This is a genomic window from Roseococcus sp. YIM B11640 (genome assembly GCF_049727625.1).
In the GTDB taxonomy this organism is placed as follows: domain Bacteria; phylum Pseudomonadota; class Alphaproteobacteria; order Acetobacterales; family Acetobacteraceae; genus Roseococcus.
Genome location: NZ_JBBJOZ010000001.1, coordinates 525,992 through 551,627 on the forward strand (window position 1 = coordinate 525,992; position 25,636 = coordinate 551,627).

At 70.9% G+C, this 25,636-nt stretch carries 19 protein-coding genes; 10 read left to right on the top strand and 9 right to left on the bottom strand.

Features of this window, described 5'->3' with window-relative positions:
* Nucleotides 1-74 precede the first annotated feature (74 nt).
* The 6 genes from miaB (at nt 75) to WJM96_RS02710 (ending at nt 6,203) form a co-directional block, all read left to right on the top strand.
* On the top strand, nt 75-1,472 hold the full coding sequence (gene miaB, locus WJM96_RS02685; protein WP_424810878.1) for a tRNA (N6-isopentenyl adenosine(37)-C2)-methylthiotransferase MiaB: 1,398 nt from the start codon (nt 75-77) through the stop codon (nt 1,470-1,472).
* Entirely contained in the window at nt 1,469-2,542 is a 1,074-nt protein-coding gene (locus WJM96_RS02690) for a PhoH family protein (RefSeq protein WP_424810879.1), read from the top strand. Before miaB ends, WJM96_RS02690 begins: the two co-directional genes overlap by 4 nt.
* On the top strand, nt 2,526-3,032 hold the full coding sequence (ybeY, locus tag WJM96_RS02695; protein WP_424810880.1) for an rRNA maturation RNase YbeY: 507 nt from the start codon (nt 2,526-2,528) through the stop codon (nt 3,030-3,032). Before WJM96_RS02690 ends, ybeY begins: the two co-directional genes overlap by 17 nt.
* Nucleotides 3,032-3,907, top strand: a complete 876-nt coding sequence (locus WJM96_RS02700; protein WP_424810881.1) for a hemolysin family protein — start codon at nt 3,032-3,034, stop codon at nt 3,905-3,907. Before ybeY ends, WJM96_RS02700 begins: the two co-directional genes overlap by 1 nt.
* 37 nt (nt 3,908-3,944) lie before the next feature.
* Nucleotides 3,945-5,477: an apolipoprotein N-acyltransferase gene (gene lnt / locus WJM96_RS02705; RefSeq protein WP_424810882.1), complete on the top strand. Its 1,533-nt coding sequence runs from the start codon at nt 3,945-3,947 to the stop codon at nt 5,475-5,477.
* Nucleotides 5,478-5,750: 273 nt separating this feature from the next.
* Nucleotides 5,751-6,203 carry a helix-turn-helix domain-containing protein gene (locus tag WJM96_RS02710; protein WP_424811812.1) on the top strand — a complete coding sequence of 151 codons (453 nt, stop codon included), beginning with the start codon at nt 5,751-5,753 and terminating at the stop codon, nt 6,201-6,203.
* A gap of 109 nt (nt 6,204-6,312) precedes the next feature.
* Here WJM96_RS02710 and WJM96_RS02715 read toward each other — a convergent pair whose 3' ends face one another.
* The 3 genes from WJM96_RS02715 to WJM96_RS02725 all read right to left on the bottom strand — a co-directional run bounded on the left by WJM96_RS02715 (nt 6,313) and on the right by WJM96_RS02725 (nt 8,488).
* The gene (locus WJM96_RS02715) at nt 6,313-6,801 is read right to left on the bottom strand and encodes a universal stress protein (protein WP_424810883.1); all 489 of its coding nucleotides are present in this window, start codon (nt 6,799-6,801) and stop codon (nt 6,313-6,315) included.
* Complete coding sequence (locus WJM96_RS02720) at nt 6,801-7,490, bottom strand: TIGR02186 family protein (protein WP_424810884.1); 690 nt, start codon at nt 7,488-7,490, stop codon at nt 6,801-6,803. The genes WJM96_RS02715 and WJM96_RS02720 overlap by 1 nt, the downstream gene beginning before the upstream one ends.
* Before the next feature lie 116 nt (nt 7,491-7,606).
* Nucleotides 7,607-8,488 (bottom strand): sulfite exporter TauE/SafE family protein, encoded by an 882-nt coding sequence (locus WJM96_RS02725; protein WP_424810885.1) that lies wholly within the window; start codon nt 8,486-8,488, stop codon nt 7,607-7,609.
* Nucleotides 8,489-8,650: 162 nt separating this feature from the next.
* On the opposite strand from WJM96_RS02725, the gene WJM96_RS02730 reads away from it, so the two are divergent.
* On the top strand, nt 8,651-10,159 hold the full coding sequence (locus WJM96_RS02730) for a bifunctional metallophosphatase/5'-nucleotidase (protein WP_424810886.1): 1,509 nt from the start codon (nt 8,651-8,653) through the stop codon (nt 10,157-10,159).
* 114 nt (nt 10,160-10,273) lie between these two features.
* Here WJM96_RS02730 and trpS read toward each other — a convergent pair whose 3' ends face one another.
* The 4 genes from trpS to mutS form a co-directional block, all read right to left on the bottom strand.
* Complete coding sequence (gene trpS / locus WJM96_RS02735) at nt 10,274-11,275, bottom strand: tryptophan--tRNA ligase (RefSeq protein ID WP_424810887.1); 1,002 nt, start codon at nt 11,273-11,275, stop codon at nt 10,274-10,276.
* Nucleotides 11,276-11,358: 83 nt separating this feature from the next.
* Nucleotides 11,359-12,897 carry a murein biosynthesis integral membrane protein MurJ gene (murJ, locus tag WJM96_RS02740; RefSeq protein ID WP_424810888.1) on the bottom strand — a complete coding sequence of 513 codons (1,539 nt, stop codon included), beginning with the start codon at nt 12,895-12,897 and terminating at the stop codon, nt 11,359-11,361.
* 4 nt (nt 12,898-12,901) lie between these two features.
* Entirely contained in the window at nt 12,902-15,664 is a 2,763-nt protein-coding gene (locus tag WJM96_RS02745; RefSeq protein WP_424810889.1) for a [protein-PII] uridylyltransferase, read from the bottom strand.
* Nucleotides 15,665-15,674: 10 nt separating this feature from the next.
* Complete coding sequence (gene mutS, locus WJM96_RS02750) at nt 15,675-18,212, bottom strand: DNA mismatch repair protein MutS (RefSeq protein WP_424811813.1); 2,538 nt, start codon at nt 18,210-18,212, stop codon at nt 15,675-15,677.
* 143 nt (nt 18,213-18,355) lie between these two features.
* On the opposite strand from mutS, the gene WJM96_RS02755 reads away from it, so the two are divergent.
* Nucleotides 18,356-20,662 (top strand): NADP-dependent malic enzyme, encoded by a 2,307-nt coding sequence (locus WJM96_RS02755; protein WP_424810890.1) that lies wholly within the window; start codon nt 18,356-18,358, stop codon nt 20,660-20,662.
* Nucleotides 20,663-20,829: 167 nt separating this feature from the next.
* Nucleotides 20,830-21,801, top strand: coding sequence for a Bug family tripartite tricarboxylate transporter substrate binding protein (locus WJM96_RS02760; protein WP_424810891.1), 972 nt, complete (start codon nt 20,830-20,832; stop codon nt 21,799-21,801).
* 42 nt (nt 21,802-21,843) lie between these two features.
* Here WJM96_RS02760 and WJM96_RS02765 read toward each other — a convergent pair whose 3' ends face one another.
* Nucleotides 21,844-22,032 carry a twin transmembrane helix small protein gene (locus WJM96_RS02765; protein WP_424810892.1) on the bottom strand — a complete coding sequence of 63 codons (189 nt, stop codon included), beginning with the start codon at nt 22,030-22,032 and terminating at the stop codon, nt 21,844-21,846.
* On the bottom strand, nt 22,029-23,246 hold the full coding sequence (locus WJM96_RS02770; RefSeq protein ID WP_424810893.1) for an MFS transporter: 1,218 nt from the start codon (nt 23,244-23,246) through the stop codon (nt 22,029-22,031). The genes WJM96_RS02765 and WJM96_RS02770 overlap by 4 nt, the downstream gene beginning before the upstream one ends.
* Before the next feature lie 76 nt (nt 23,247-23,322).
* Between WJM96_RS02770 and WJM96_RS02775 the strand changes: the two genes are divergently transcribed.
* Nucleotides 23,323-25,635: a mechanosensitive ion channel domain-containing protein gene (locus tag WJM96_RS02775; protein ID WP_424810894.1), complete on the top strand. Its 2,313-nt coding sequence runs from the start codon at nt 23,323-23,325 to the stop codon at nt 25,633-25,635.
* Nucleotide 25,636: the final 1 nt, after the last annotated feature.

Sequence of the window (25,636 nt, forward strand, 5' to 3'; positions counted from 1 at the left end):
GACTTGACCACGCGGCCCAGTCTCCGCATTTCCTTGGCCTGGACCGCCCAGAGGGCGGGCAGCGAGGCCATTTCATGACGAATTCGACCCCCCTCCCGCCGCGGGACAAGAAGCGCCTTTATGTGCGCAGCTGGGGTTGCCAGATGAATGTGTACGACAGCGGCCGCATGGCGGACGTGCTGGCGCCGCTCGGCTACCAGCCGGTGGATGCGCCCGAGGACGCGGACATGGTCATCCTCAACACCTGCCATATCCGCGAGAAGGCGACGGAGAAGCTCTTCTCCGAACTCGGCCGCCTGCGGCTGATGAAGCAGGAGCGGGAGGCCGGGGGCGCGGGCATGGTGCTCGCCGTCGCCGGCTGCGTGGCCCAGGCCGAGGGCGCCGAGATCGTGGCGCGCGCGCCCTATGTGGATATCGTCCTCGGGCCTCAGAGCTACCACAAGCTGCCCGAGATGGTGGCCCGCGCCGGTCGCGCGGCGGGCGCCGTCGTGGAGACGGAGTTCCCTGTCGAGGAGAAGTTCGACCACCTGCCGGACGCCGCCGCGCCGCAGGGCGTCACGGCCTTCCTCACCATTCAGGAAGGTTGCGACAAGTTCTGCGCCTTCTGCGTGGTGCCCTACACGCGCGGCGCCGAATACAGCCGCCCCGCCGCCGCCGTGCTGGCCGAGGCGCGCCGCATGGCGGCCCAGGGCACGCGCGAGCTGACGCTGCTCGGGCAGAACGTGAACGCCTATCACGGCGAAGGGCCCGATGGCTCCGAATGGGGCCTGGCCCGGCTGCTCTACGCCCTGGCGGAGATCCCGGGCATCGAGCGCCTGCGCTATACCACCTCGCACCCCCGGGACATGGACGACGCTCTGATCGCCGCTCATCGGGACCTGCCGGCCGTCATGCCCTTCCTGCACCTGCCCGTGCAGTCGGGCTCCGACCGGGTGCTGCAGGCGATGAACCGCGGGCATACGGCGGCGGACTACCTGAAGCTGGTGCAGCGGCTGCGCGCCGCGCGGCCGGACCTCGCGCTCTCGACCGACATCATCGCCGGCCATCCCGGCGAGACGGAGGCCGACCATCAGGCGACGATGGAGCTGATCCGCCAGGTCGGCTTCGCCCAGGCCTTTTCGTTCAAGTATTCGCCCCGGCCCGGCACGCCTGCCGCCGGCGCGCCTTTCCATATGGACGAGGCGACCAAGGACCGCCGGCTCCAGGAGGTCCAGGCCCTGCTGCGCGACCAGCAGGCGGCTTTCAACGCCTCCAAGGCCGGCGAGACGGTGGAGGTGCTCTTCACCGGGGCCGGCCGCCATCCTGGCCAGCTCTCGGGCCGTACGCCCTGGCTGCAACCGGTGCACGTCGCCGCGAATTCTTCTCGTATCGGGGAGGTTGCCCCGGTGCGGATTCTGAAGGGTCACCCCAACTCTCTGTTGGGCGAACTGCTCCACGCCACGCCATTAGACCGGGAGATGAACGCCGCTTGAGCCACACCGTCGCCCTCCGCAGCCGCTCCGGGGCTTCTGCCCCGCCTCCGTCCGACCAGCGCAGCATCACGCTGCAATTCGAGGACAACGCCCTTCTGCCCCTGCTCTATGGCGAGCATGACCGGCATCTGGCGCGGATCGAGCAGCGATGCGGCGTGCGATTGGCGAGCCGCGGCAATCGGCTCACCATCAGCGGCTCGGGCGAAAGGACGGAAATGGCGGAACAGGTGCTGCGCGGTCTCTGGCGCGGTCTGGAGCGCGGGCAGGCCCTGACCGCGTCGGAAGTGGAGGCGGCGATCCGCATGGCGGAGGGCGAGGCCGAGCAGGACCCGCGCCTGCCGCTGGCGGATATCCCGCAGATCCGCACGCGGCGCGGTTTCATCGGGCCCCGGACGCCGGCGCAGTCGGCCTATATGGACGCGCTGTCGCGCAACGAGATGGTCTTCGGCATCGGGCCGGCGGGCACGGGCAAGACCTATCTGGCCGTGGCGCAGGGCGTGGCCCTGCTGCTGGCCGGGCGCGTGGACCGCATCGTGCTGTCCCGCCCCGCCGTGGAGGCGGGCGAGCGGCTGGGCTTCCTGCCCGGCGATATGAAGGAGAAGGTGGACCCCTACCTCCGCCCCCTCTACGACGCCCTGCACGACATGCTGCCGGCGGAGCAGGTGGCCCGCCGCGTGGCGGCGGGCGAGATCGAGATCGCCCCGCTCGCCTTCATGCGCGGCCGGACCCTGGCGCATTGCTTCGCCATCCTGGACGAGGCGCAGAACACCACGGCCGCCCAGATGAAGATGTTCCTGACCCGCATGGGCGAGGGCACGCGCATGGCCATCACCGGCGATCCCTCGCAGGTGGACCTGCCGCCGGGCCAGAAATCCGGCCTCGTCGAGGCCATTTCGGTCTTGCGCGACGTGCCTGGAATTGGTTTCACCCATTTCGACGAGCGCGATGTGGTAAGGCATCCGCTCGTGGGCCGGATCGTTTCGGCCTATGCGAAGATGGAGCGCCCGCCCCAACCCAGGTCCAACCCGGGGCGCGGCTCCGGGAAGGAGTTGGATGTCGCCGGGAAGTAGTTCGCCCGGCGGAGGTTTTTCCTCCGCTGGGCTTTCGGATGTCGAGATCGTCTTCGGGGCGCCCGGCTGGCGGGGCGCCGTGCCGCGCGTCGAGGCCCTGGCCCGCCGCGCCGTGGACGCCACCCTGGCCGACCAGGGCGCCAATGGCCATCTCACCCTGCTGCTGACCGACGATGCGGAGATCCGCCGGCTGAACGGCGGCTTCCGCGGCAAGGAGAAGGCGACCAACGTCCTCTCCTTCCCCGCGCCCTATGGCAGCATGACGCTGGGCGACCTTGCGGTTTCGCTGGGCGTGCTGCGCCGCGAGGCCGCGGGCGAGGGGCGGACGCTGCCGGCGCATTTCGCCCATCTCGTCGTGCACGGGCTGCTGCACCTCCTCGGCCACGACCATCTGGAGGCCGGCGAGGCGGTGGCGATGGAGCGGGCCGAGGCGCGCATCCTGCGGCGGCTGGGTCTGCCCAACCCCTGGCGCGTGCGGTGGGCGGCCTGATGCCCTCCGATCATCACCGGAACGACGTCATGCGCCGCCTGAGGGGCTTCTTCGGCAAGCGCGAGGAGAGCCTGCGCGACCGCGTCGAGGAGCTCATCGACGGCCCGGACGAGCCGGAAGAGGACGACGCACGCGACCTTGGCCCGCATGAGCGTGCCTTGCTCGGCAATGTGCTGAAGCTGCGCGGCGCGACGGCCAACGATGTCATGGTGCCGCGCGCCGACATCATCGCGCTGCCCTGCGACCTCACGCTCGAACAGGCGCTGGCGGCCGTGCAGCGCGAGGGTCACAGCCGCTATCCGGTCTATGAGGACCAGCTCGACGACGTACTGGGCATGGTCCACATCAAGGACATCTTCGCGGCCGTGGGCCGGCAGGCGCCGTTCAACCTGCGCGCCATCCTGCGCAAGCCGCTGCTGGTGGTGCCGAGCGTCCCCGTGCTCGACCTGCTCCTCCGCATGCGCGAGGCGCGGATCCACATGGCGCTGGTGGTGGACGAGTACGGCGGCATCGACGGCCTCATCACCATCGAGGACCTGGTCGAGACCATCGTGGGCGACATCGCCGACGAGCATGACGAGATCGTGGCCCCGCAGATCGTGGAGCGCGCCGAGGGCGTGCTCGAGGTCGATGGCCGCACCGAGATCGCCGATTTCGAGGAGAAGCTCGGCCCTGTCCTAACGGATGAGGAGCGCGTGGCCGATATCGAGACGGTCGGCGGGCTTGTGCTCTCGATCGCCGGGCGGGTGCCCGCGCGCGGCGAGATCTTCACCCACAGCTCGGGCCTCGAATTCCGGGTGCTGGACGCCGATGCCCGGCGCATCCGGCGCCTTCGCGTCCGCCGCCCCTCGGAAGGCGCGCAGGCGGCGGAATAGTGGCCTCGAGCCGAAAGCTCCCTTCCAGGACATCCGCATGAGCCTTCATTCCGTGTTCGAGCGGCTCGCGGCGCGGCCGTGGCTGGCGGCCTTCGTCTTCGGCGCCGCCTCCGCGCTGGCGCTGCCGCCGGTCTACGCGCTGCCCGTGCTTCTGCTGACCATCCCGGGCTTGCTGACCCTGCTGGGCCGGGCGAAGGGCTGGCGGCAGGCGGCCTGGATCGGGGCCTGGTTCGGTTTCGGGCACCAGCTGGTGGGGCTCTACTGGGTCACCCATGCCATCCTGACGGATGTCGCCAAATGGTTCTGGCTGGTGCCGCTGGCCGCGCCGGGGCTGGCCCTGCCCATGGGGCTCTACAGCATCCTCCCGGCTCTCGTGGCCTGGCGGCTCGCGCCGGGGTGGCCCCGGGTCCTGGGCTTCGCGGGCGCCTGGGTGCTGGCGGAACTGCTGCGGGGCTGGGCCTTCACGGGCTTCCCCTGGAACCTCATGGGCACGGCCTGGGCCTTCGCCCCCCTGCCGATGCAGCCGGCCGCGCTCATCGGCGCCTTCGGCCTCTCCTTCTTCACCATCCTGCTGGCGGGGCTGCCGCTGCTCGGTGCGCGCCGGGCCTTCGGCACGGGCGGCGCCATCCTGGCCGTCTGGATGGGCTACGGTGCTTGGAGGCTCCAGGGCCTGCCGCCGCAGGGCACGGGCGCGCAACTCGTGCTCGTGCAGGGGAATGTGCGGCAGGACCTGAAATGGGACCCGTCGCACCGCGCCGCTATCTTCCAGCGCTACGTGGCCCTGACCTCCCAGGGCGCCGCGGCCGCCGTGGCGGAGCATCCCGAGGCGCCGGTGCTCGTCGTCTGGCCGGAAACCGCGAGCCCCTTCCTGCTGGCGCAGGATCCCGAGGCCATCCGCATCGCAACCGAGGCGCTGCCTCCCCGAGGCCTGCTGCTGGCGGGCACGGTGCGCGCCGAATGGGGCCCGGACGGGCGGGCCAACGCGCTGGCCAACAGCCTTGTCGTGCTGGATGCGGACGGGCAGCGACATGGCCTCTACGACAAGTCCTACCTGGTTCCCTTCGGCGAGTTCATGCCCTTCGGCGGCCTGCTGCCGATCCGGCTCGCGGCGGGGGGGATGGATTTCTCGGCCGGGCCGGGACCCAGCACCCTGCCCCTGCCGGGCGGGCTGCCCGCCCCGGGCCCGCTGATCTGCTACGAGGTCATCTTCCCCGGCGAAGTGGTCGGCGCCGAGCGGCCGGGCTGGCTGCTCAATGTCACGAACGACGCCTGGTTCGGGAATTCGGCCGGCCCGTACCAGCATCTCGCCTCGGCGCGGATGCGGGCGGTCGAGGAGGGGCTGCCGATGGTTCGCGCGGCGCAGACCGGGATTTCGGCCGTCTTCGACCGCGCCGGCCGGGAAGTGGCGCGGCTGGGCCTGGGCGAGACCGGCGTGCTTCGCGCGGAGCTCCCGGCAGCAGGCCCGCCGACCTTGTTCGGCCGATGGGGGCGGTGGATTCCAGGGGGAATCCTGATCTTGAGCCTGGCGGTCGCGCTTCTTCTGGGGTGGCGCCGGCCCTCCCAGGTTTGAGAACGGGACGCCGCGCCGCATTTATTTCCAGCGCAAGCGATTGGTCGCGCGGCAAATTATAAATGAGACTGGGAAAATTATTGACGCTTCGTGTGCATGGCCGCTATTTGGCCTGAGACGCGAGATATGTCAGGTACGTCTCCCAAGATGGGCGTGCTTTTGGCCCCGGCGGGCATGAAAGCGCGGCCTCGGCCCCGATCCTCGGGGCAAGGTATGGCTAGCAAAGAAGGCCACTCGCAAGCCAGTCGGGACCAGTTCAGCATGAGAGAAGCGATGTCGGGCGATACGAGCGTCGAGCGGGTTGAAAGAGAGCATCGGCCGAGCCCCATCGATGTTCACGTTGGTTCACGTGTGCGCCTTCGCCGCACGCTCCTCGGCATGAGCCAGGAGCGGCTGGGCGAGGCTCTCGGCCTGACCTTCCAGCAGGTGCAGAAGTACGAGCGCGGCGTGAACCGGATCGGCGCCTCGCGCCTCTTCGACCTCTCGCGTGTGCTGGACGTGCCGATCAGCTTTTTCTTCGACGACATGCCCGGCGCGGTGGGCGGCGGGAGCCAGAGCTTCGCGCGCCGCGTTTCCGGCTTCGCCGAGGCGCAGGACGCCTTCGAGGACGACACGCTTCACCGCCGCGAGACGTTGGAACTGGTGCGCGCCTACTACCGCATCTCGGACCCTTCGGTCCGCAAGCGCGTCTTCGACCTCATCAAGGCGATGACCCCGACCGAATAATCCGCGAGGCGGTTCTTTCGGTATATTGTTCGCCCTCGGACGCCGGGCGGCGGCATCCGCCGCGCCACGGGCTCGCGGCCTTGCGGCCCGATGACCCTGGCAGGTGGGATCAGGTCACCCTCTCCAATTCGGCGTCGGACATGGTGCCGGGCACGACCGTCATGGGCACGGTCATCTTCGCCGCAAGCCGCCCGGTCAGCGCCTGGATCAGCGGTCCCGGCCCCTTGCTGTCCGCGGCCGAGGCCAGAACCAGGATTGAGATGCGCGGGTCCTCCGCCAGCAGCGCCATGAGCTGGTCCGCCGTCTTGCCCTCGCGCGTGATGAGGATCGGCAGGCCGCCGGTGATATCCCGCACCTGGGCCGCGAGCCCTGCCAGCAGGGCCTCGGCCTCCTCGCGCCGCTCCTGCGCCATCAGGGCGCCGATGCCGGCCCATTCCGCCTGTTCCACCGGCTCCACCACGCGCAGCAGCGCGACGCGCCCACCGGATTTGGAGGCGCGCAGCGAGGCGTAGCGCAGCGCTACCGCCCGCTCGGGGCTGTCGTCGACCACGACGAGGAAGACGCGATCGCGCCTCGCCCGTTCCGCTGCTTCTGGCATCAGGCCCTCCGGAACACCACGCTGCCCGCCCAGCCGGCGAAGGCCGCGAGCAGAATGCAGATGGCAGCGTAGATCACGGGCCGGCCCCGCGCGACACTCTCGATCTCGGCCGCCGTGCCCGTGCGCTGCACGATGAAGCCCAGCTGCTCGACCGCCACCACACGCCGGGCGCGCACCAGCATCACTTCGACCCGGTAACTCCCCGGTTGTACAGTGGCAGGCAGTTGCAGCCGCATGTTGAAAAGACGCGAGCCCGCGATCTCGACCGGCGCATCCTCCTCCTGCCAAAGGCGGGAGCTGCGCTTGAGCTCGATCAGGGCGCGGCGGAAGCCCGGCGCCCGCGCGCCGGTGGAGGCGAGCTGGATGGAATCGAGCCCTATGCCCAGCTGGTGGCGCGTCTGCTCCGGCAGCAGCTGCCAGGGGGGGCGCGTGCCGGCCACGGCATAGAAGACCGGCACGTCCTCGAACCGCGCCGAGGGCCCGTTGAGCCACAGGCCCAGCACCTGCACCTTCCGCCGGACCACGAAGGGGCCCGAGGGCCCGCGGGCGAGCACCACCACCTCGTCCCCCCCGGGGCCCAGGGGCTGCTCGGTGCTGCCGAAGACCAGGATGCTCTCGCCCGTGAAGGCGGTGGTGATGGAGACGCGCTCGGTCGAAAGCCGGGCGACCAGCTCCGAGGACTGCGCCATGGCAGGCAGGGCGCCAAGCAGCAGCAGGCAGCAAGCCAGAAGGATACTACGGCCGGAAATGGGGGCCGGAACCCAAGCCCGCCGCGGATGTGGCCGCCCGGCGTGTGAGGCCGCCATCACCATGCCGGCCCCACGCTGAACAGGTTGGCCGGCACGCGCAGCAGGTCCCACAGCAGGGAGGTCGCGACGCCGAGCACCAGCAGGCCCAGCAGCGCGCGGGTTTCCTCGCCCCGCAGCTTGCCGCCCATGGAGGCGCCGAACTGCGCCCCCGCCACGCCGCCCAGCAGCAGAAGCAGCGTCAGCACGATGTCCACGCCGCCCACCTGCACCGCCTGCAGAAAGGTGACCGAGGCGGTGACGCAGACCACCTGGAACAGCGAGGTGCCGATCACCACCGCCGTCGGCATGCCCAGGATGTAGATCATCGCCGGCACCAGCATGAAGCCGCCGCCCACGCCCATCACGGCCGAGAGCACGCCGATCATGAAGCCCACCGCCAGCGGCGGGATGACCGAGATGTAGAGGCGGCTCTTGCGGAAGCGCATCTTGAAGGGCAGGCCATGCGCCCAGCTGTGCGTGTGCAACCGGTGGCTCTGCGCGGTGCGGCGCCGGAAGATGGCCCGCACGCTCTCCATCACCATCAGCGTGCCGACGGTGCCCAGCACCACCACGTAGAAGATCGCGACCGCCGCATCCACCTGGCCGACCCGCCGCAGCAGCGCGAAGAGCTGCACGCCGACGACGCTGCCCAGCAGGCCGCCGACGACCAGCACGGTGCCCATCTGCCAGTCCACATTGCCGCGCCGCGCCTGGGCCATGAGGCCGGAGACCGAGGCGCCCAGGGTCTGGTTGGCGCCCGAGGCGACCGCGACGGGGGAGGGAATGCCGATCAGCATCAGGAGCGGCGTCAGCAGGAATCCGCCGCCCACGCCGAACAATCCTGAGAGCCAGCCCACGCCGAAGCCGATGCCGACCAGCAGGAGGGCATCCACACTCATTTCGGCGATCGGCAGATAGACCTGCAAAACCAAGGACCACGCAGAAGGGAGCCGCACCCTTCACCCGCAAAGATGGCAAGGCAAGGGCAGGGCCGGCGCGATTTGGCTCACGATGGATGACCGAAGCTTACAGAGCCGGCCGACGGGTCTAGAACATGCCCCATGCTGACGCGCCGATTGCTGCCCGCCCTTCTTGCCGCCCCCGCGCTGCGCCCCGCTGCCGCCCAGGCGGCGACGAGGCTCTCGCTCATCCATCTCAACGATTTCCACAGCCGTCATGAATCCATCGCCCCAAGTGCCGCCGCCTGCCGTCTGGGCGATGCCTGCCGGGGCGGCTCCGCCCGCATCGCCACCGCGGTGGCCGAGGCGCGGGAGGCCGCGCGGGCGGATGGCCGCGCCTCGCTGCTGCTCGATGCCGGCGACACCTTCCTGGGCAGCCTCTTCTTCACCGAGCACGAGGGCCTCGCCGAGGCCGCCGTGCAGAAGGCCTGGGGCGTGCAGGCCTTCACCCTCGGCAACCACGAATTCGACCTCGGGCCGGAGAAGCTGGCCCGCTACCTGGCCGCCGTGCCCTTCCCGGTGCTCTCGGCCAATCTCGACGCGACGGCCGAGCCCGTGCTGGCGGGCAAGATCCTTCCCACCCTGGCCTTCCGGCGCGAGAACATGCGCGTGGTCGTGGTGGGGCTGACGACGCCGGAGACGCCGATCCTCTCCGCGCCCGGCCGGAACCTGCGCTTCACCGACCCGCTGGAGGCGCTGAACCGCGCCGTCTGGGAGGCCCGGCGCGAGGGGCCGGCAACGGTGGTCGCGCTCTCCCATCTCGGCCTCAGCGCCGACCGGCGCCTGGCGGCGGAGGTCGCGGGGGTGGACGTGATCCTGGGCGGGCATTCGCACACGCTGGTCGCGCCGCCGGTGGTGGTGGACGGCCAGGACCGGCCGGTGCTCATCGTCCAGGCTCAGGCCTATGGCCGCTACCTGGACCGTTTCGACCTCGACATCGCGGCCGATGGCAAGATCGCGGCCTCCGCCCAGCACATGCGGGAGCTGACGGCCAACATCGCCGAGGATCCGGCCGTCGCCGCCATCGTCGCGCAATTCGCCGCGCCGCTGGAGACGCTGCGCCGCCGCGTGGTCGGCCGGCTGGCCGATGCCCTGCCCAACGACGCCTGCGGCACCGCGCCCTGCCCCCTCGGCGAGAAGGTGGCCGAGGCGATGCGCCGTGGCATGGACGCGGAGATCGGCTGGCAGAATGGCGGCGGCCTGCGCGCGGGCCTTCCCGCCGGCGAAGTCACCATGGGCGACGTGCTGACCGTCCTGCCCTTCGGCAATACCGTGGCCCGCCTCCGCCTGCGCGGCGCCACGCTGCGCGCCGCGCTGGAGAACGGGCTCTCGCGCCTGCCGGCGCGGTCGGGCCGCTTTCCGCAGACGGCGGGGCTGGGCTTCACCTTCGACGCCGCGCGCCCGGCGGGCCAGCGCGTCACGGGCGCGGAGGTGCGCGAGGGCGATGGAAGCTGGAAGCCCCTGGACCCGGAGCGCGCCTATGTGGTCGCCACGAACGACTTCCTGCGCCGGGGCGGCGACGGCTACGCGATGTTCCAGGAAGCGGCGCTGGAGGCGCGGGACGACGGGCCACTGCTGGAGGACCTGGTGAGCCGGTCGCTCGGCAGCTGAACCGCCTTACTATCTTACCATCTTACTATCTTACCCGCCGGAATCGAAAACGCCGGGGCGAGACCCCGGCGTTGGCGGCGCACCATAGGCAGAAAAGCCTATAGAAATCAACATTCACGCCCTGGGCAGGAAGCCGACGATGCGCTTCGCCTCGGTCACGATCGGCTGCGCGATCGCCTCGGCCTTCTCCGCGCCCTTGCGCAGCTCCGCATCCAGCGAGGGCAGGTCCTCCAGGTAGCGCAGCATCTTCGTGCGGATGGGTTCGAGATGCGCGATCAGCGCGTCGGCCAGCACCGTCTTGAAGGTGCCGAAGCCCTGGCCGCCATGCTCGCGGATCACGCCCTCGGGCGTCGTGCCGGTGATGGCGGCGAGGATGCCGACGAGGTTGCGCGCTTCGGCGCGGCCCTCCAGGCCCGCCAGCGCCTCGGGCAGCGGCTCGGGGTCGGTCTTGGCGCGCTTGATCTTGTTGCGGATGGTGTCGGCATCGTCGTTGAGGTTGATGCGCGACTGGTCCGAGGGATCGGACTTCGACATCTTCTTGGTGCCGTCCCGCAGCGACATCACGCGCGCGGCGACGCCCAGGATATGCGGTTCGATATGCGGGAAGAACTCCACGCCGTAATCGTGGTTGAACTTCTGCGCGATGTCGTTCGCCAGCTCCAGGTGCTGCTTCTGGTCCTCGCCCACCGGCACGCGCGTGGCCTTGTAGACCAGGATGTCGGCCGCCATCAGGTTCGGATAGACGTAGAGGCCGGAGGACATCGCCTCCGAATTCTTGCCTGCCTTGTCCTTGAACTGCGTCATGCGGTTCAGCCAGCCGAGCCGCGCCACGCAGTTGAAGATCCAGGCGAGCTCCGCGTGCGCGGGCACGTGGCTCTGCACGAAGAGCGTGCACTTGGCGGGGTCGAGGCCGCAGGCCAGCAGCGTCGCCGCCATCTCGCGAGTCTGGGCGAGAAGCTGCGCGGGCTCCTGGAACACGGTGATGGCGTGCATGTCCACCACGCAGAAGAGGCACTCGTGCTCGTCCTGCATCGGCACCCAGTTGCGGATCGCGCCGAGGTAGTTGCCGAGAGTGGGCACCCCCGAGGGCTGGATGCCGGAGAAGACGCGATTCATGTCGAATTCCTGAGTATGCGTGCCGGATTGGCCGGAGAGGGTTCGCGCGCAGGGGCGCGAAGGTCAACCCCGCAGCGGGCCTGTCAGCTCCGCCGGCGCCGCAGCATCCGCCGCAGGTCGCGCAGGTCCAGGCCGCCCGAAAGCTGCGCCGCGCCGAAATAGACGAGGGCGCCCAGCGCGCAGACGAGGCCCAGCAGCACCACGCCCCGCAGCCCCGGTCCGGGCCCCAGCAGCCAGGCCAGCGCCATCAGCGCCGCCCCCATGGCGATGGCGGCGCCCAGCAGCCGGGGCGCCGCGCGCCTGAGCCGCCGGTCCGGCACCAGCTGCCCGCGGCGCGCCAGCAGGAAGGCCAGCGTCAGCGCATTGGCCCAGGCCGCGAGGCTGGTGGAGAGCGCCACGCCCACATGCAGCAGCGGCCCCATCAGCGCGAGGTTGAGGCCGAGGTTCAGCACGACGCAGCAGATGCCCACCTTCACCGGTGTCGCCGTGTCGCCACGCGCGAAGAAGCCGGGCACGAAGACCTTCACCAGCACGAAGGCCGGCAGGCCGACGGAATAGGCGACGAGCGCGCGGGAGGTCAGCCGCGCTTCCTCCGCGCCGAAGGCGCCGCGCTGGAACAGGGCTTCCAGGATGGGCAGCGCCAGCACCGCCAGCGCCACCGCCGCCGGCACGGCCAGGATCAGCGAGATCTCGATGGCGCGGTTGATGCTGCGATGCGCCTGGAGGGGCTGGCCGGCATGGATCTGCCGCGCCAGCAGCGGCAGCAGCGCGGTGGCCACCGCCGCGCCGATCACCCCCAGCGGAAGCTGCGCCACCCGGTCGGCGTAGTAGAGGTAGGAAACCGCGCCCGCCGGCAGGAAGGAGGCGATGATCACGTCGATGGCGAGGTTGAGCTGCGTCACCCCCGCGCCGATCAACCCCGGCCCCATCCGCCGCAGCACCATCCGCACATCGGGCGGCAGCTTGGGCGCGTGAAAGAGGTTCAGCGCCATCCCCGCCCGCGCGCAGGCCCAGGAGACGAAGCCGAGCTGCACGATGCCCGAGAGCGTGACGCCCCAGGCCAGCGCATGCGCCGGCGTCGCCACGAAGGGCGCCAGCGCGAAGAGCGCGATCATGGAGAGCAGGTTGAAGAAGATCGGCGCGGCAGCGGCCGCCGCGAACTTGCCCAAGCCATTGAGCACGCCGCTCACCAGCGCCGTCAGGCAGATGAGCAGCAGGTAGGGGAAGGTGATCCGCGTCAGCTCGACGGCGAGCTGGAACTTGGCCGGATCGTTCGAGAAGCCGGGCGCCAGCACCTGCATCAGCCACGGCATGAACACCATGCCCAGCACCGTGAGCAGCGTGAGCCAGAGGCTCAGCAGCATCGCCATGCGTTCGGCCAGCATCTGCGCCGCCGCGTGGCCGCGCTGGGTCAGCGCCTGGGCGAAGGCGGGGACGAAGGCAGCGTTGAAGGCGCCCTCGCCGAAAAGGCGGCGGAACAGGTTCGGCAGCTTGAGCGCGACGAAGAAGGCATCGGCCATCGGCCCCGCGCCGAGCTTCGACGCGATGAGCATGTCGCGCAGGAAGCCGAGCACGCGGCTCGCCATGGTCCAGGCGCCGACGGTGAAGATGGAGCGGAGCACCGGGTCAGGCCGGGCCGGCGGCCTCGCGATGGGCGGGCGGGCTGCCGCCGCCCGGCGCGGGCGGGGGCGTCAGCGCCTCCAGCAGCGCGGCCCGGAGCGGGCCGAGCTTGCGCTCGTTCTCCACCTTCAGGCCGAAGACGTCCTTCACGTAGAAGACGTCGACCGCGCGCACGCCATAGGTGGTGATGTGCGCGGAGGCGATCTGCAGCCCCTGCTCGCTGATCGCGGCCGTCACGTCGTGCAGCAATCCGGGCCGGTCGCGGCCGTTCACCTCGATGACGGTGTGGGTGTTGGAGGCGAAATTGTCGACCACCACCCGCGGCGGCACGGTGACGGCGGCAAGGCGGGCAGGCTCCCGCCGCACCTTGCGGATCTCGGCGGCGAGCCTGAGCCGCCCCGACAGCGCCTGCTCGATCAGCACGGAGAGGCGGGCGAGGCGGTGCGGGGCCTCGAAGGCGCCGCCGGCGCTGTCCTGCACCCAGAAGGTGTCGAGCGCCATGCCGTTGGTCAGCGTATGGATGCGGGCATCCACGATGGTCGCGCCCGCGACGGCGAGCGCGCCGGAGATGCGGCTGAATAGGCCCGGATGGTCGGAGCAATAGACCGTCACTTCCGTCACCGCGCGGTCGTGCATGACCCGGGTGCGGACGGTCAGCGGCGCCTTGTCGGCCTCGGCCTGGCGGATGATGGCGGCGTGGCGAGCATGCGTCTCGGAATCGAAGGAGAGCCAGTAGCCGGGATAGCCGAGCGCCATGAAGTGCTCGAGCTCCTCGGGCTTGAAGTGGGTGAGGAGGGAGGCCGCGGCCTCCTTGGCCCGGGCCACGCGCACGTCGCGCTCAGGCACCGTCATGCCGCCGGCGAGCACTTCGCTGACCCGCCAGTACACCTCGCGCAGCAGGGTGGCCTTCCAGGCGTTCCAGACGCGCGGGCCCACGGCGCGCATGTCGGCCACGGTCAGCACCAGCAGCAGGCGCAGGCGCTCGGGCGACTGCACCTGGTCGGCGATGTCGAGGATGGTCTTGGGATCCTCGATGTCGCGCTTGAAGGCGGTCTGGCTGACGAGCAGGTGGTGCAGCACCAGCCAGGAGACGGTCTCCGTCTCCTCCGCGCTCATGCCCAGGCGCGGGCAGATCTCCTGCGCGAGGCGGGCGCCGAGCTCGCTATGGTCGCCGCCGCGTCCCTTGGCGATGTCGTGCAGCAGGGCCGCGACATAGAGCGCGCGGCGGGACTGGAGCTGCGTCATCAGCTCGGTCGCGACGGGGGCGATCTTGTCGAGCTCCCCGCGCTCGATCTGCTGCAGCACGCCGATCGCCTCGATCGTGTGCTCGTCCACGGTGAAGACGTGGTAGGTGTCGAATTGCATGAGGCCCACGATGCGGGCCCATTCGGGGATATAGCGGCTGAGGAAGCCCGCCTCGTTCAGCAGGCGCAGCCATTTGGACGCGTCCTTGCCCGTCAGCAGGTCGAGGAAGAGGGTGCTCGCCTCCGGCTCGCCGCGAAGCCGGTCGGCCTGGCGCGAGTGGCGGATCAGCGCGCGGATCGCGAGCGGATGGATCTCGAGATTGCGGTCGCGCGCGGCCTTCACGATGCGGAGCATGAGCACCGGCTCGCGCGAGAAGTCGCGGTCTGGCGGCGCGGCGACCAGCTTGCCGTCGGCGAAGGCGAGGCCGAGCGCGGCCAGCCCGTCGTCGCCGCCCTTGCGCGTGGCAGGCGGGCCGAGGGCGGCGCGCTCGATCGCGGGCTCCAGCACGCGGGAGAGGCGCACCACCTCGCGCGAGGTGAGGAAAAGGTGCTTCATCAGCCGCTCGGCGCCATCCTGCGCGCCGTGGCGGGTGTAGGACATGCGCGCCGCGATCACGGGCTGCAGGTCGAAGGTCAGGCGCTCCTCGGCGCGGCCGGTGACGTAGTGCAGGTGGAAGCGGAGCGTCCAGAGGAAGTCCCAGGTGCGGTTGATGCCGCGCACCTCTCCATCCGTCAGCAGGCCGCCGCCGGGGCTTTCGGCGCCCGCCAGCTCATCCATCCGGCGCACGCCGAAGGCGTAGCGCGCGAGCCAGTAGAGGGTCTGCAGGTCGCGCAGCCCGCCGCGGCCGTCCTTGATGTTCGGCTCGACCAGGAAGGGGCTCTCGCCATAGCGCGCATGGCGCGTGGCGCGCTCCGCCCGCTTGGCGGCGAGGAAGGGGGCGAGCCCGTCGTCGACGCGCTGCTTCTCGAAGCTCTTGCGGAAGGCGGCGAAGAGCGGCGCGTTGCCCGAAAGGAAGCGCGCATCCACCAACGCGGTGAGGACGGTCGTGTCCTTCTTCCCCTCGCGCAGGCAGTCCTTGATGCTGCGCGTGGCGTGGCCGACCTTCAGGCCCAGATCCCACAGCAGGTAGAGCATGAACTCGATGAGCCGGCGGCCGCGCTTGCCGGGCTCGCGCTCGGTCAGGAAGAGCAGGTCGATATCGGAATGCGGCGCGAGGACGCCGCGCCCGTAGCCGCCGGTCGCGACCAGCGCGAAGTCGTCCGGGGCGCCGCGCTCGGGCGGGACCATGGCCTCCGCATAGGCGCGGATGGCCATCAGCATGCCATCCATGTGCCGGCCGAGCTGCCTGGCGGCATCGAGGCCCTGGAACTCGTACCGTTCGAACCCGCGCTGGACCTTGGCCTGCTTGCTGCCCAACTCGCGCCGGAGAAGGCCCACCGCCACGTCGCGCGGGACCGGCCGGCCCTCGGGCAGCAGGGCGTCCAGCAAGCTCGCCTCGGCCCGTGCGGCCGTCGTCGTCGTCATGTCAAGCAGACTACAGAGCTTCCGTTCCGGCCGCGAGGGCCTTGAGTTGATAAAGCGCCTCCTGCGCGTCGCGGGGGCTCATCGCATCCGGATCCAGCGCGGCGAGGGCCTCCAGCACCGGATGCGAGGGCATGGGCCTCGGGCGCGCGAAGAGCGGCATCTCGGCCGTCAGAGGGTCCTCGGCGGCCTTGGCGCGGGCTTCCAGGGAGGCCAGGACCGCGGCGGCCCGGCGCAGGACGGGCGCCGGCACCCCTGCCAGCTTGGCGACATGCACGCCCCAGCTCTTCTCGGCCGCGCCCGGGGCCACGCTGTGCTGGAACACCACCTCGCCCCGCCATTCGCGCACCTGCATGGCGGCGAGGCGCATCTCCGGCAGGCGGTCCGCCATGACGGTGAGTTCGTGGAAATGCGTGGCGAAGAGGGTGCGGCAGCGGATGCGGTCGTGCAGCGCCTCCAGCACGGCGGTGGCGATGGCGAGGCCGTCCCAGGTCGCGGTGCCGCGCCCCACCTCGTCCAGCACCACGAGGCTGCGGGGGCCCGCGATGTTCAGGATCGCCGCCGTCTCCGTCATCTCGACCATGAAGGTGGATCGCCCGCCCGCGAGGTCGTCCGAAGCGCCGACGCGGCTGAAGAGCCGGTCCACCAGGCCCACCCGCGCCGCCTTCGCGGGCAGGAACAGCCCGGCCTGCGCCAGGATCACCATCAGCGCGTTCTGCCGCAGCCAGGTGGACTTGCCCGCCATGTTCGGGCCCGTCAGCAGGCAGAGCCGGTGGCCGGGCGAGAGGTCGCAGTCATTGGGCACGAAGCCGGGGCCGCGGGCCTTGCGCAGCGCGGCCTCCACGACCGGATGACGCCCCGCCTCGATGGCGAAGTCCGGCCGTTCGGTGAGGTCCGGCCGGCACCACTCGCCCTCGGTCGCGAGCTCGGCCGAGCCCGCGAGGACGTCGATCCCGGCCATCTCGCGCGCGGCGGCGGCAATGGGCTCGGCCTCGGCGAGGATGATCTTCCGCAGGTGCGCCACGACCAGCCTCTCGCGCCTGCCGGCCTGTTCCCCCGCTTCGGAAAGGCGGCGGTCGAGGCTGGCGAGCGCGGCGCAGGTGAAGCGGTGGGCGCTGGCCATGCTCTGGCGATGGATGGGCGCGAGCTCGCCGGTCGCGGCCGCCGGCGCCTCGCGCAGCAACTTCTCCCCCGCGGCGGAGGGCACTTCCGCGAGGTAGCCGAGCTGCTGGTGGTGGCGGATCTTCAGCGCTGCCACGCCCCAGGCCTGGGCCAGCTGCATCTGCATGGCGGCGATGGCGCCGCGCGCGTCGTCGCGCAGCCGCCGGAGCGCATCCAGCTCCCCATCATAGCCGGGCGCGACCACGCCGCCATCGTCGAGCCGGGCGGGCAATTCGGTGTTGAGGCCGCGCGACAACTCGGCCGCGACCGTCGGGGCGGCGGAAAGCGGCGAAATCGCTTCCGTCAGCAAACCAGCTTCCGAAGCTTCCAACGCGACAGAAAGTTGCGCCGCGCGGGCCAGCCCGTCGCGGATGGCGCCGAGGTCTCGCGGGGCGAAGCGTTCCAGGCTGATGCGGGCCAGGGCGCGCGCCATGTCGGGCGCGCCCTTCAGCGCGGAGCGCAGCGCTTCCCGGCGCGCGGCGTCCTCGCGAAGCTCGGCCACGGCCTCGTGGCGGGCGCGGATGGCGCCGATCTCGTCCAGCGGGCTCGCCAGCCGGGCGGCGAGTTCACGCGCGCCCGGGCCGGTGAGTGTGCGGTCCACCGCGCCCAGCAGCGAGGCGCCGCGCGGGCCGTCCAGGATGTCCAGGCTGCGGCGCGTGGCGGCATCCAGCAGCAGCACGCCGCGCGCGCCCTCGGCCACCGGCGGCGAGAGGCGCGGCAGTGCGCCGTTATTCACCGCGCGAACATATTCCACCGCCATGGAGGCCGCGGCGATCTCCGGCGCCGAGAACTCGCCGAAACCCTCCAGCGAGGCGGCGTCGAGCGCGGCGGCGAGGCGCGACGGCGCATCGCGCGGCGGGACGGCGGGGATGGCGCCCTCGATGGCCATCCCTTCCTCCGCGAGGATCTCCGCCGGGCCGAGGCGGGCGATGAGCGCGGCGGGCTCGGCCCCCGCCTGGGTGTGGAAGAGCCCCGTCGTCACGTCCAGCCACGCCGCGCCGCCGGGCACGAGCGCCAGCAGCCAGGCGGGTCGCGCGGCGTCGAGCAGCGCTTCCTCCGTGGCGGTTCCGGGCGTCACGATGCGCGTGATCTCGCGCCGGATGGTCGGCGCGCGGCGGGCCTTGGCTTCCTCGGGCGTCTCCAGCTGGTCGCAGATGGCGACGCGGAAGCCGCGGCGGATCAGCCGCGCGAGATAGGCTTCGTGGCTATGCGCGGGCACGCCGCACATGCGGATGGGCCGGCCCTGATGCTCGCCGCGATGCGTGAGCGCGAGGCCCAGGGCCTCGCTGGCCGCTTCCGCATCGTCATGGAACAATTCGTAGAAATCGCCCATGCGGAAGAAGACGAGCGCAGCGCCTGCCGCGGCCTTGGCCGCGAACCATTGCGCCATCGCGGGCGTCGCGCCTTCGGGGGTGATCCTTTGTTCCACTAAGCTTGAATAGCCGAGCGTTTCGCAGGCGCGAAGGGGCGTCCTTCGCAGGCCGCAATGCGCTCGCTACAAAGTGAATCGATGGACACGATTCAGGAACTCACATGATGGATGATGTGCGCAAGGACGGATTGATCGATACGCGAACGGCGCGCATCACCGGCGAGGAAGCCTTGGCCATGCATGCCGAGGGACGCCCCGGCAAGCTGGAGACGCGCCTCACCAAGCCGCTCGTCACCGCGCGCGACCTCAGCCTCGCCTATTCGCCCGGCGTGGCGGAGCCTTGCCTGCACATCCACCGCAACCCGAGCCTCGCCTACGACTACACGAGCAAGGGGAATTTCGTCGCCGTCGTCTCCAACGGCACGGCGGTGCTGGGCCTCGGCAATCTCGGCGCGCTCGCGGGCAAGCCGGTGATGGAGGGCAAGGTCGCGCTGTTCAAGCGCTTCGCCGATGTGGACGGCATGGATCTCTGCCTCGACACCGAGGATGTGGACGAGTTCGTGAACTGCGTGCGCTTCCTCGGCCCCAGCTTCGGCGGCATCAATCTCGAGGACATCAAGGCGCCGGAATGCTTCGTGATCGAGAGCCGCCTGCGCGAGATCATGGACATCCCCGTCTTCCATGACGACCAGCACGGCACCGCCATCGTCGCGGCCGCCGGCCTCATCAACGCCGCGCATTTGACCGGACGAAATCTCAAGGACACGAAGCTCGTCATCAACGGCGCCGGTGCCGCTGCCATCGCCTGTGCCGAACTGCTCAAGGCCATGGGCATGACGCCGCAGAACGTCATCCTCTGCGACACCAAGGGCGTGGTCTATCGCGGCCGCACCGAGGGCATGAACCAGTGGAAGTCGGCGCATGCGATCGAGACCGATCGCCGCACGCTGGCGCAGGCGCTGGAAGGGGCGGACTGCTTCTTCGGCCTCTCCGTGAAGGGCGCGCTGACACCCGAGATGATCCAGGCGATGGCGCCCAAGCCCATCATCTTCGCCATGGCGAACCCCGACCCCGAGATCACGCCCGACGAGGCGCGCGCCGCCCGTCCGGACTGCATCATCGCCACGGGGCGTTCCGACTACCCGAACCAGGTGAATAACGTCCTGGGCTTCCCCTTCATCTTCCGCGGCGCGCTCGACGTGCGGGCCAGCACCATCAACGACGACATGAAGATCGCCGCCGCGCAGTCGCTCGCCGAGCTCGCGCGCGAGGCGGTGCCGGAGGAGGTATCGCGCTCGGGCGCCGGGCGGCAGCTCGTCTTCGGGCCGGAATACATCATCCCCAACGCCTTCGACCCGCGCCTCATCGCGCGCGTGCCGGTGGCGGTGGCGGAGGCCGCCGTGCGCTCGGGCGTCGCGCGCAAGCCGCTGGTGGACCCGCAGCGCTACGGGCGTGAGCTCGCGAGCCGCCTCGATGTCGCGGCCAACGCGCTGGAAGCGATCCATGAGCGCGTGCGCGAGAACCCGCAGCGCGTCGTCTTCGCCGAGGGCGAGGACGAGACGGTGATCCGCGCCGCCATCGCCTTCCGCAACGCGGGCTACGGCCGGCCGATCCTGGTGGGGCGCGAGGAGCGCATCACCGCGACGGTCGCCGCGCTGGGCGTGCGGCTGCCGGACGGCATCGAGATCCACAACGCGCGCGTCTCCTCCGAGAACCGGCGCTATGCGGATTGGCTCTATGCGCGCAAGCAGCGCGACGGCTTCCTCTTCCGCGACTGCCAGCGCCTGGTGAACCAGGACCGCAACGTCTTCGCCGCCTGCATGGTGGCGATGGGCGATGCGGATGCTGTGCTGACGGGCGAGACGCGCAGCTACTCCGCCTCGCTCGACGGCATTCTGATGGCGCTGGACGATGGCGGCACGCTCTTCGGCCTGACCATGATGATCGCGCGCCGCTCGGGCACCGTGCTGGTGGCCGACACCGCGATCCATGAGCGGCCGGATGCGAAGACGCTGGCGGACATCGCGCAGCGCAGCGCGGCCACCGCGCGGCTGCTCGGCCTCACGCCGCGTGTCGCCTTCCTCTCCTTCTCCACCTTCGGCGACCCCAAGGGCAGCATCCCCGGCAGCCTGCGCGAGGCCGTGAAGCTGCTCGACGCCGCGGGCGTGGACTTCGAGTATGACGGCGAGATGGGCGCGGATGTGGCGCTGGACCCGAACCTGCGCGCGAGCCTCTACCCGTTCTGCCGCCTCACGGGGCCGGCGAATGTGCTGGTGATGCCGGGCCTCCACGCGGCGCATATCCTGACGAAGGCGGTGCCGCGCCTGACCTCGGCCACCACCATCGGCCCGGTGCTCATGGGCACCTCCCACCCCGCGCAGATCGTGCCCACGGGGGCGGGGGTGAACCAGGTGCTGGATATGTCGGCGCTGGCCGCCTACCAGGCGATCGTGCGGAAGGCGAAGTAGCTTTCTAGTGCCCTCGAGCGCCGGGGCGCAGCCTCCGGCGGCTTGGCTGGCGCGCCTGGCCCGAGGCTGAGCCTCGGGCCGCTCCGATGGCTGGCCGATAGGTCCGCCGTGGTTGCCCATCCTTCGCTTCCGTTCTACTCGGGACCCAAAGGAAGGAAGCGACCGAGATGATGATTGCGACGCGCCGCGCGGCACTTGCCGGGATGGGAAGTCTCCTCGCGGCACCCGCCGTCCATGCACAGGCCTGGGCGCCGAGCCGTCCGGTCCGCCTCATCGTCACCTATCCGCCCGGCGGCGTGAACGACATCGTGGGCCGCATCATCGCCGAGCCCATGTCGCGCGAGCTCGGCCAGCCCGTGGTGGTGGAGAACCGCGCGGGCGCCGGCGGCAATATCGGGACCGTCGCCGTGGCGCAGTCCGAGCCGGACGGGCACACCATCCTCTTCGGGACCACGGCGCTCTTCGGCGTGAACCCCATCCTCTACGCCAATACGGGCGTGGACGCGGTCCGCGACTTCACGAGCCTGGGCACGATCGGCGAGGTGGCGAACATCCTCTCCGTGGTGCCGGGCAAGGTGGAGGCGACCAATGTCCAGCAGTTCATCCAGGAGGCGAAGCGCCGGCCGCTGACCTATGGCTCGGTCGGCAATGGGTCCTCCTCGCATCTCTCGGCCACCGTCTTCCTGAAGATGGCGGGGATCGAGGCGACGCATGTGCCCTATCGCGGTTCCTCGCCGCTGGTGGCGGCGATGCTGGCGAAGGATGTGGATTTCGGCTTCGACACCACGGCGACCTCGACGGCGCAGATCCGTGCGGGCGCGCTGCGGCCGCTGGCGGTGACGACGACGCGCCGAGCGAGTGCGCTGCCGGACGTGCCGACCATGATCGAGGCCGGCCTGGCGGGCTACGACCTCGGCATCTGGTTCAACCTGGCGGTGGTGAAGCGCACGCCCGCGAACATCGTGGCGCGGCTGACCGAGGCGCTGGAGAAAAGCCGCGACCCGCAGACGGCCCAGCGCCTGCAGACCGCCTTCGTCGAGCCGCTGAGCGTGCCGCGCGCGGAGAATGACAGCTGGGTGGCGGCGAGCGCCATGCGCTGGCAGTCCATCGCGCGGGATGCGCGGATCAGTATCGACTGATCCCCGGGGGATGGCGCGCCGCCGGGTTGCCCGGCCCGTCGGCTAGCGCCACACCATCATGAGGATGGCGAAGAGCACCAGGGCCAGGCCCTGCAGCAGCACGCGGTAGCGCATCAGCTTCTGCGAGGTCTCGCCCGTCTGGCCGCGCGCCATGCCGATCATGCCCGCGATGAGGACGCCGAGGGTCGCCAGCATCGCGGCGCCGACCAGGATGGTGAAGAAAGTCTTCATCCCGTCATTCTGCGCCCGGCGCCGAGAATCATCAAACGTGCAACGATCAGCGCGCCGGTGAGGCCGGCGAGCGCGCACATGGCGAAGCCCCAGGCATAGGTGCCCGTGGCCAGCACCAGGCCGGAGAAGAGCGTGGGCGCCACCACCATCGTGCCCCCGAAGACGAAGCCCATGGCGGCCGTCGAGGCGCCCACCCGGCCATCGGGCGCCACGCGCGCGATCTCGCCCAGCAGGACCCCGTTCCAGGCGACCGCCGAGGCCCCCATGGCGACGCCGAGCGCGATCACCGCGATCTCCGGCCAGCCCGGGCTCGCCAGGGCGAAGAGCAGGCTGAAGCAGCCGATGGCGACGCCGAGCGCGACCAGCACCGGCCGCGCGCCGATACGGTCCGCGACCAGGGCCCAGGCGATGCGGCCCGCGACGCCCCCGGCCTGGGCCAGCGCCAGCGTCAGCCCCGCCTCCTCCAGCGAGCGGCCGAACATGCTCACCTGCCAGACCACGAAGAAGGAGCTGAAGCAGAACTGCCCGATGCCGTAGCCCGCGGCGGCGATGGTCAGCGAGCGCACCTGGCGGTCGTCGCGCAGGATGGCGAGGCTCGATTTCGCGTCCTGCCAGGGGCGCAGCGGCGCCTGGCCGGGCGGGGCGCGGTCGGTGTCGAGCGCGGCGCGCAGGGGCTGCAGCGCCATGGCCAGGGCCACGCAGAAGATGGAGACGGTGAGAACCCCGGCGCGCCAGCCGAAATACGTCGCCACGACCGGAGCCACCGCCGCGATCAGCAGCGCGCCCGCGGGCACGCCGCATTGCTTGAGGCCGAAGATCAGGCTGCGGATCGCCGGCGGCGTGCGCGGCGCCAGCAGGTGGCTGCCGGAGGGCGTGATGGGCCCATGCCCGAACCCTCCCAGAATGGCCGAGAGCGCGATCGCGAGCGGATGCCCGATGGCGGCGATGGCGATGCCCGCGCCGATGACGAGCAGCGCGCCCTGGCAGACCCGCACGCCGCCATGACGCTTCAGCAGCCCCTGCGTGATGGGGCCGGAGAACAGCGCGCCCAGATAGGCCAGCGCCGTGTGGACGCCCGCCAGACTGGCCGAAAGCCCCGTCTCCGCCGCGATGGCGGGGGCCAGGACCGGGACGGTGAGGAAGGCTCCCATGCCTGCCATATGCGCGCCCAGAAGCGCGATCATGATGACCCAGATGGATGTTTTCTCGGACATGGGATGGGTCATGGTGCCTGCCGCAAAGCGTCGTGGCAACTTGACCTCGCCCGGGCATGACCCAAAACCAGGGGCCATGCATCGCCGCCTCCTACCCCTTCTCGCGCTGCTCCTCGTCCTGCCCATCATGGCAAGGGCGCAGGTGGCGGTTCCCGTTCCCGCCCCGGCTCCGGCCGCTCCGGCGGCCGCCGCGCCTCCGGCCGCGGCACCGGCCGGGCCGGAGCTCGGCACGCTGCTCGAGGTGCTGCGGGACGACGCGCGCCGCTCCGCCCTGATTCGCGCCCTCGAATCCCTGCCGCCGGCGACTCCCGCGGCCGGGACGGCCGCGCCCGCCCCCGCTCAGGCCCCGGCTCCCGCGCCGGCGGCCGCAGCTGCCCCGGCCGCGCCCGCCGCCCCCGCGCAGCCGGCGGTGGAGGAAGCCGCCTCCGTTCCGGCCGAGATCGTGACCGGCGTCGGCCAACGCCTCGGTGCCTTCCTGGAGAATGCGCTCTCGACCCTCGCCTCGGCGATGGAGGTGCGCGCCATCGGCGAGTGGTTCAGCCGCCTGACCTTCGACGACCGCCTGCAGGAGCGGGTCTTCGCGCTGGCCTGGAAGCTGGCCGTGGTCCTCATCGGCGGCTTCATCATCGAGCGGATCCTCCGCTTCGTCCTGCGCAAGCCGTACCGGATGCTGGAGGCACGGGCGGAAGCCATCCAGGGGCCGATGCGCAAGCTGCGCTGGATGCCCTACATCATCGCGCACCTGCTGCTGGATGCCGTGCCGATTTTCGGCTTCGGCCTCTTCGGCATCGGCGTGATCAGCACCTATTCGCTCTGGCCTTCCAACCGCATCATCATGGAGGCGGTGGTCTTCGCCTATATGTCCGCGCGCGCCATCATGGCGGTCGGCCGCCGGATCTTCGCGCCGGGCCAGCCGCGCCTCCGGCTCATGCCTTGCGACGACGAGACCGCGGAATACGCCATGCTCTGGCTGCGGCGCATCGCCCTCACCGGCGTGCTGTTCTACGCGCTGGCCGAGACGGTGATGCTCTTCGGCCTGCCCTACGGAGCGCACGAGGTCATCTGGCGCTTCGGCCTGCTGGTGATGACGGTGCTGACCGCCATCGTCGTCATGCAGAACCGCGCGAGCGTCGCGCGCCTTCTCGCCGCGCCCAAGGTCGAGGGAGGCGAGACCGTGGCGCCCGGCCGGCGCTGGATGCGGGCCGCGCGCGACAAGGCCGCGCAGGCCTGGCACGTGGTCGTGATCCTGTGGCTTCTCGCGGCCTGGGCCGTCTGGGCGCTGCGGATCCAGGACGGGTTCGAGCGGCTCTTCGGCGCCTCGGTCACGACCGTGCTCATCATCGCCATCGCCAAGCTGGTGGACGAGGGCGCGCGGCGCCTGCTCGACTGGCTGTTCCGCGTGAGCGGCGAGCTGGCGGATCGTTTCCCGGGGCTGGAGGCGCGGGCGAACCGCTACCTTCCCGCGCTGCGGACCATCCTCTCGATGGTCATCTCGGCTGTGGTGCTGGTGCTGCTGCTGCAGGCATGGGGGCTCAACTCGCTTGCCTGGTTCCGGCCGGGGCGCTGGGGCGGGCGGCTGGTCTCGGCCGCCCTCACCATCGCCATCACCGCGGCCGTGGCGGTGGCGTTCTGGGAATTCGCCAATGCGACGATCCAGCGCAAGCTGACCGGGCTCGATGGCGCCTCCGCCGCCAACAGCGCCCGCGTCCGGACCTTGCTGCCCATGCTGCGGACGGCCATCGGCGTGCTGCTGGTCATCGTCGTCACGATCACGGCGCTGACCGAAGTCGGCATCAACGTCGCACCGCTTCTGGCAGGTGCCGGTGTCGTCGGCCTTGCCATCGGTTTCGGCAGCCAGACGCTGGTGCGCGACGTGATCACCGGCGTCTTCCTGCTGTTCGAGGACGCGGTGGCGGTGGGCGATTCCGTGACGCTGGGGGGGCTCTCCGGCACGGTGGAGCAGCTCTCCATCCGCTCCATCCGGCTGCGCGCGCTCGATGGCTCGGTGCACATCGTGCCCTTCAGCTCGGTCAGCACCGTGACGAACCAGACGCGCGACTTCGGCTATGCGGTGGTGGACTTCGCGCTCGACTACTCGGTGGACACCGACAAGGCCGTGCTGCTGCTGCGCCAGGCGGGCCAGGAAATGCGCGACGACGAGGCCTGGGCGCCGCAGATCCTCGCGCCGCTCGAGGTCATGGGCCTGGACAAGATGACGGATATGGGCGTCTTCGTGCGCGCCCGGATCATGACCCCGCCGGCCCGCCGCTGGGCCGTGCAGCGGGAGCTGAACCGCCGCATGAAGAAGCATTGCGATGCGGCGGGGCTGCGCCTCTTCTCCGCCAAAACGCCGCCCATCCCGCCCGAGCCGGAAACCGCGCCAGCCTGAC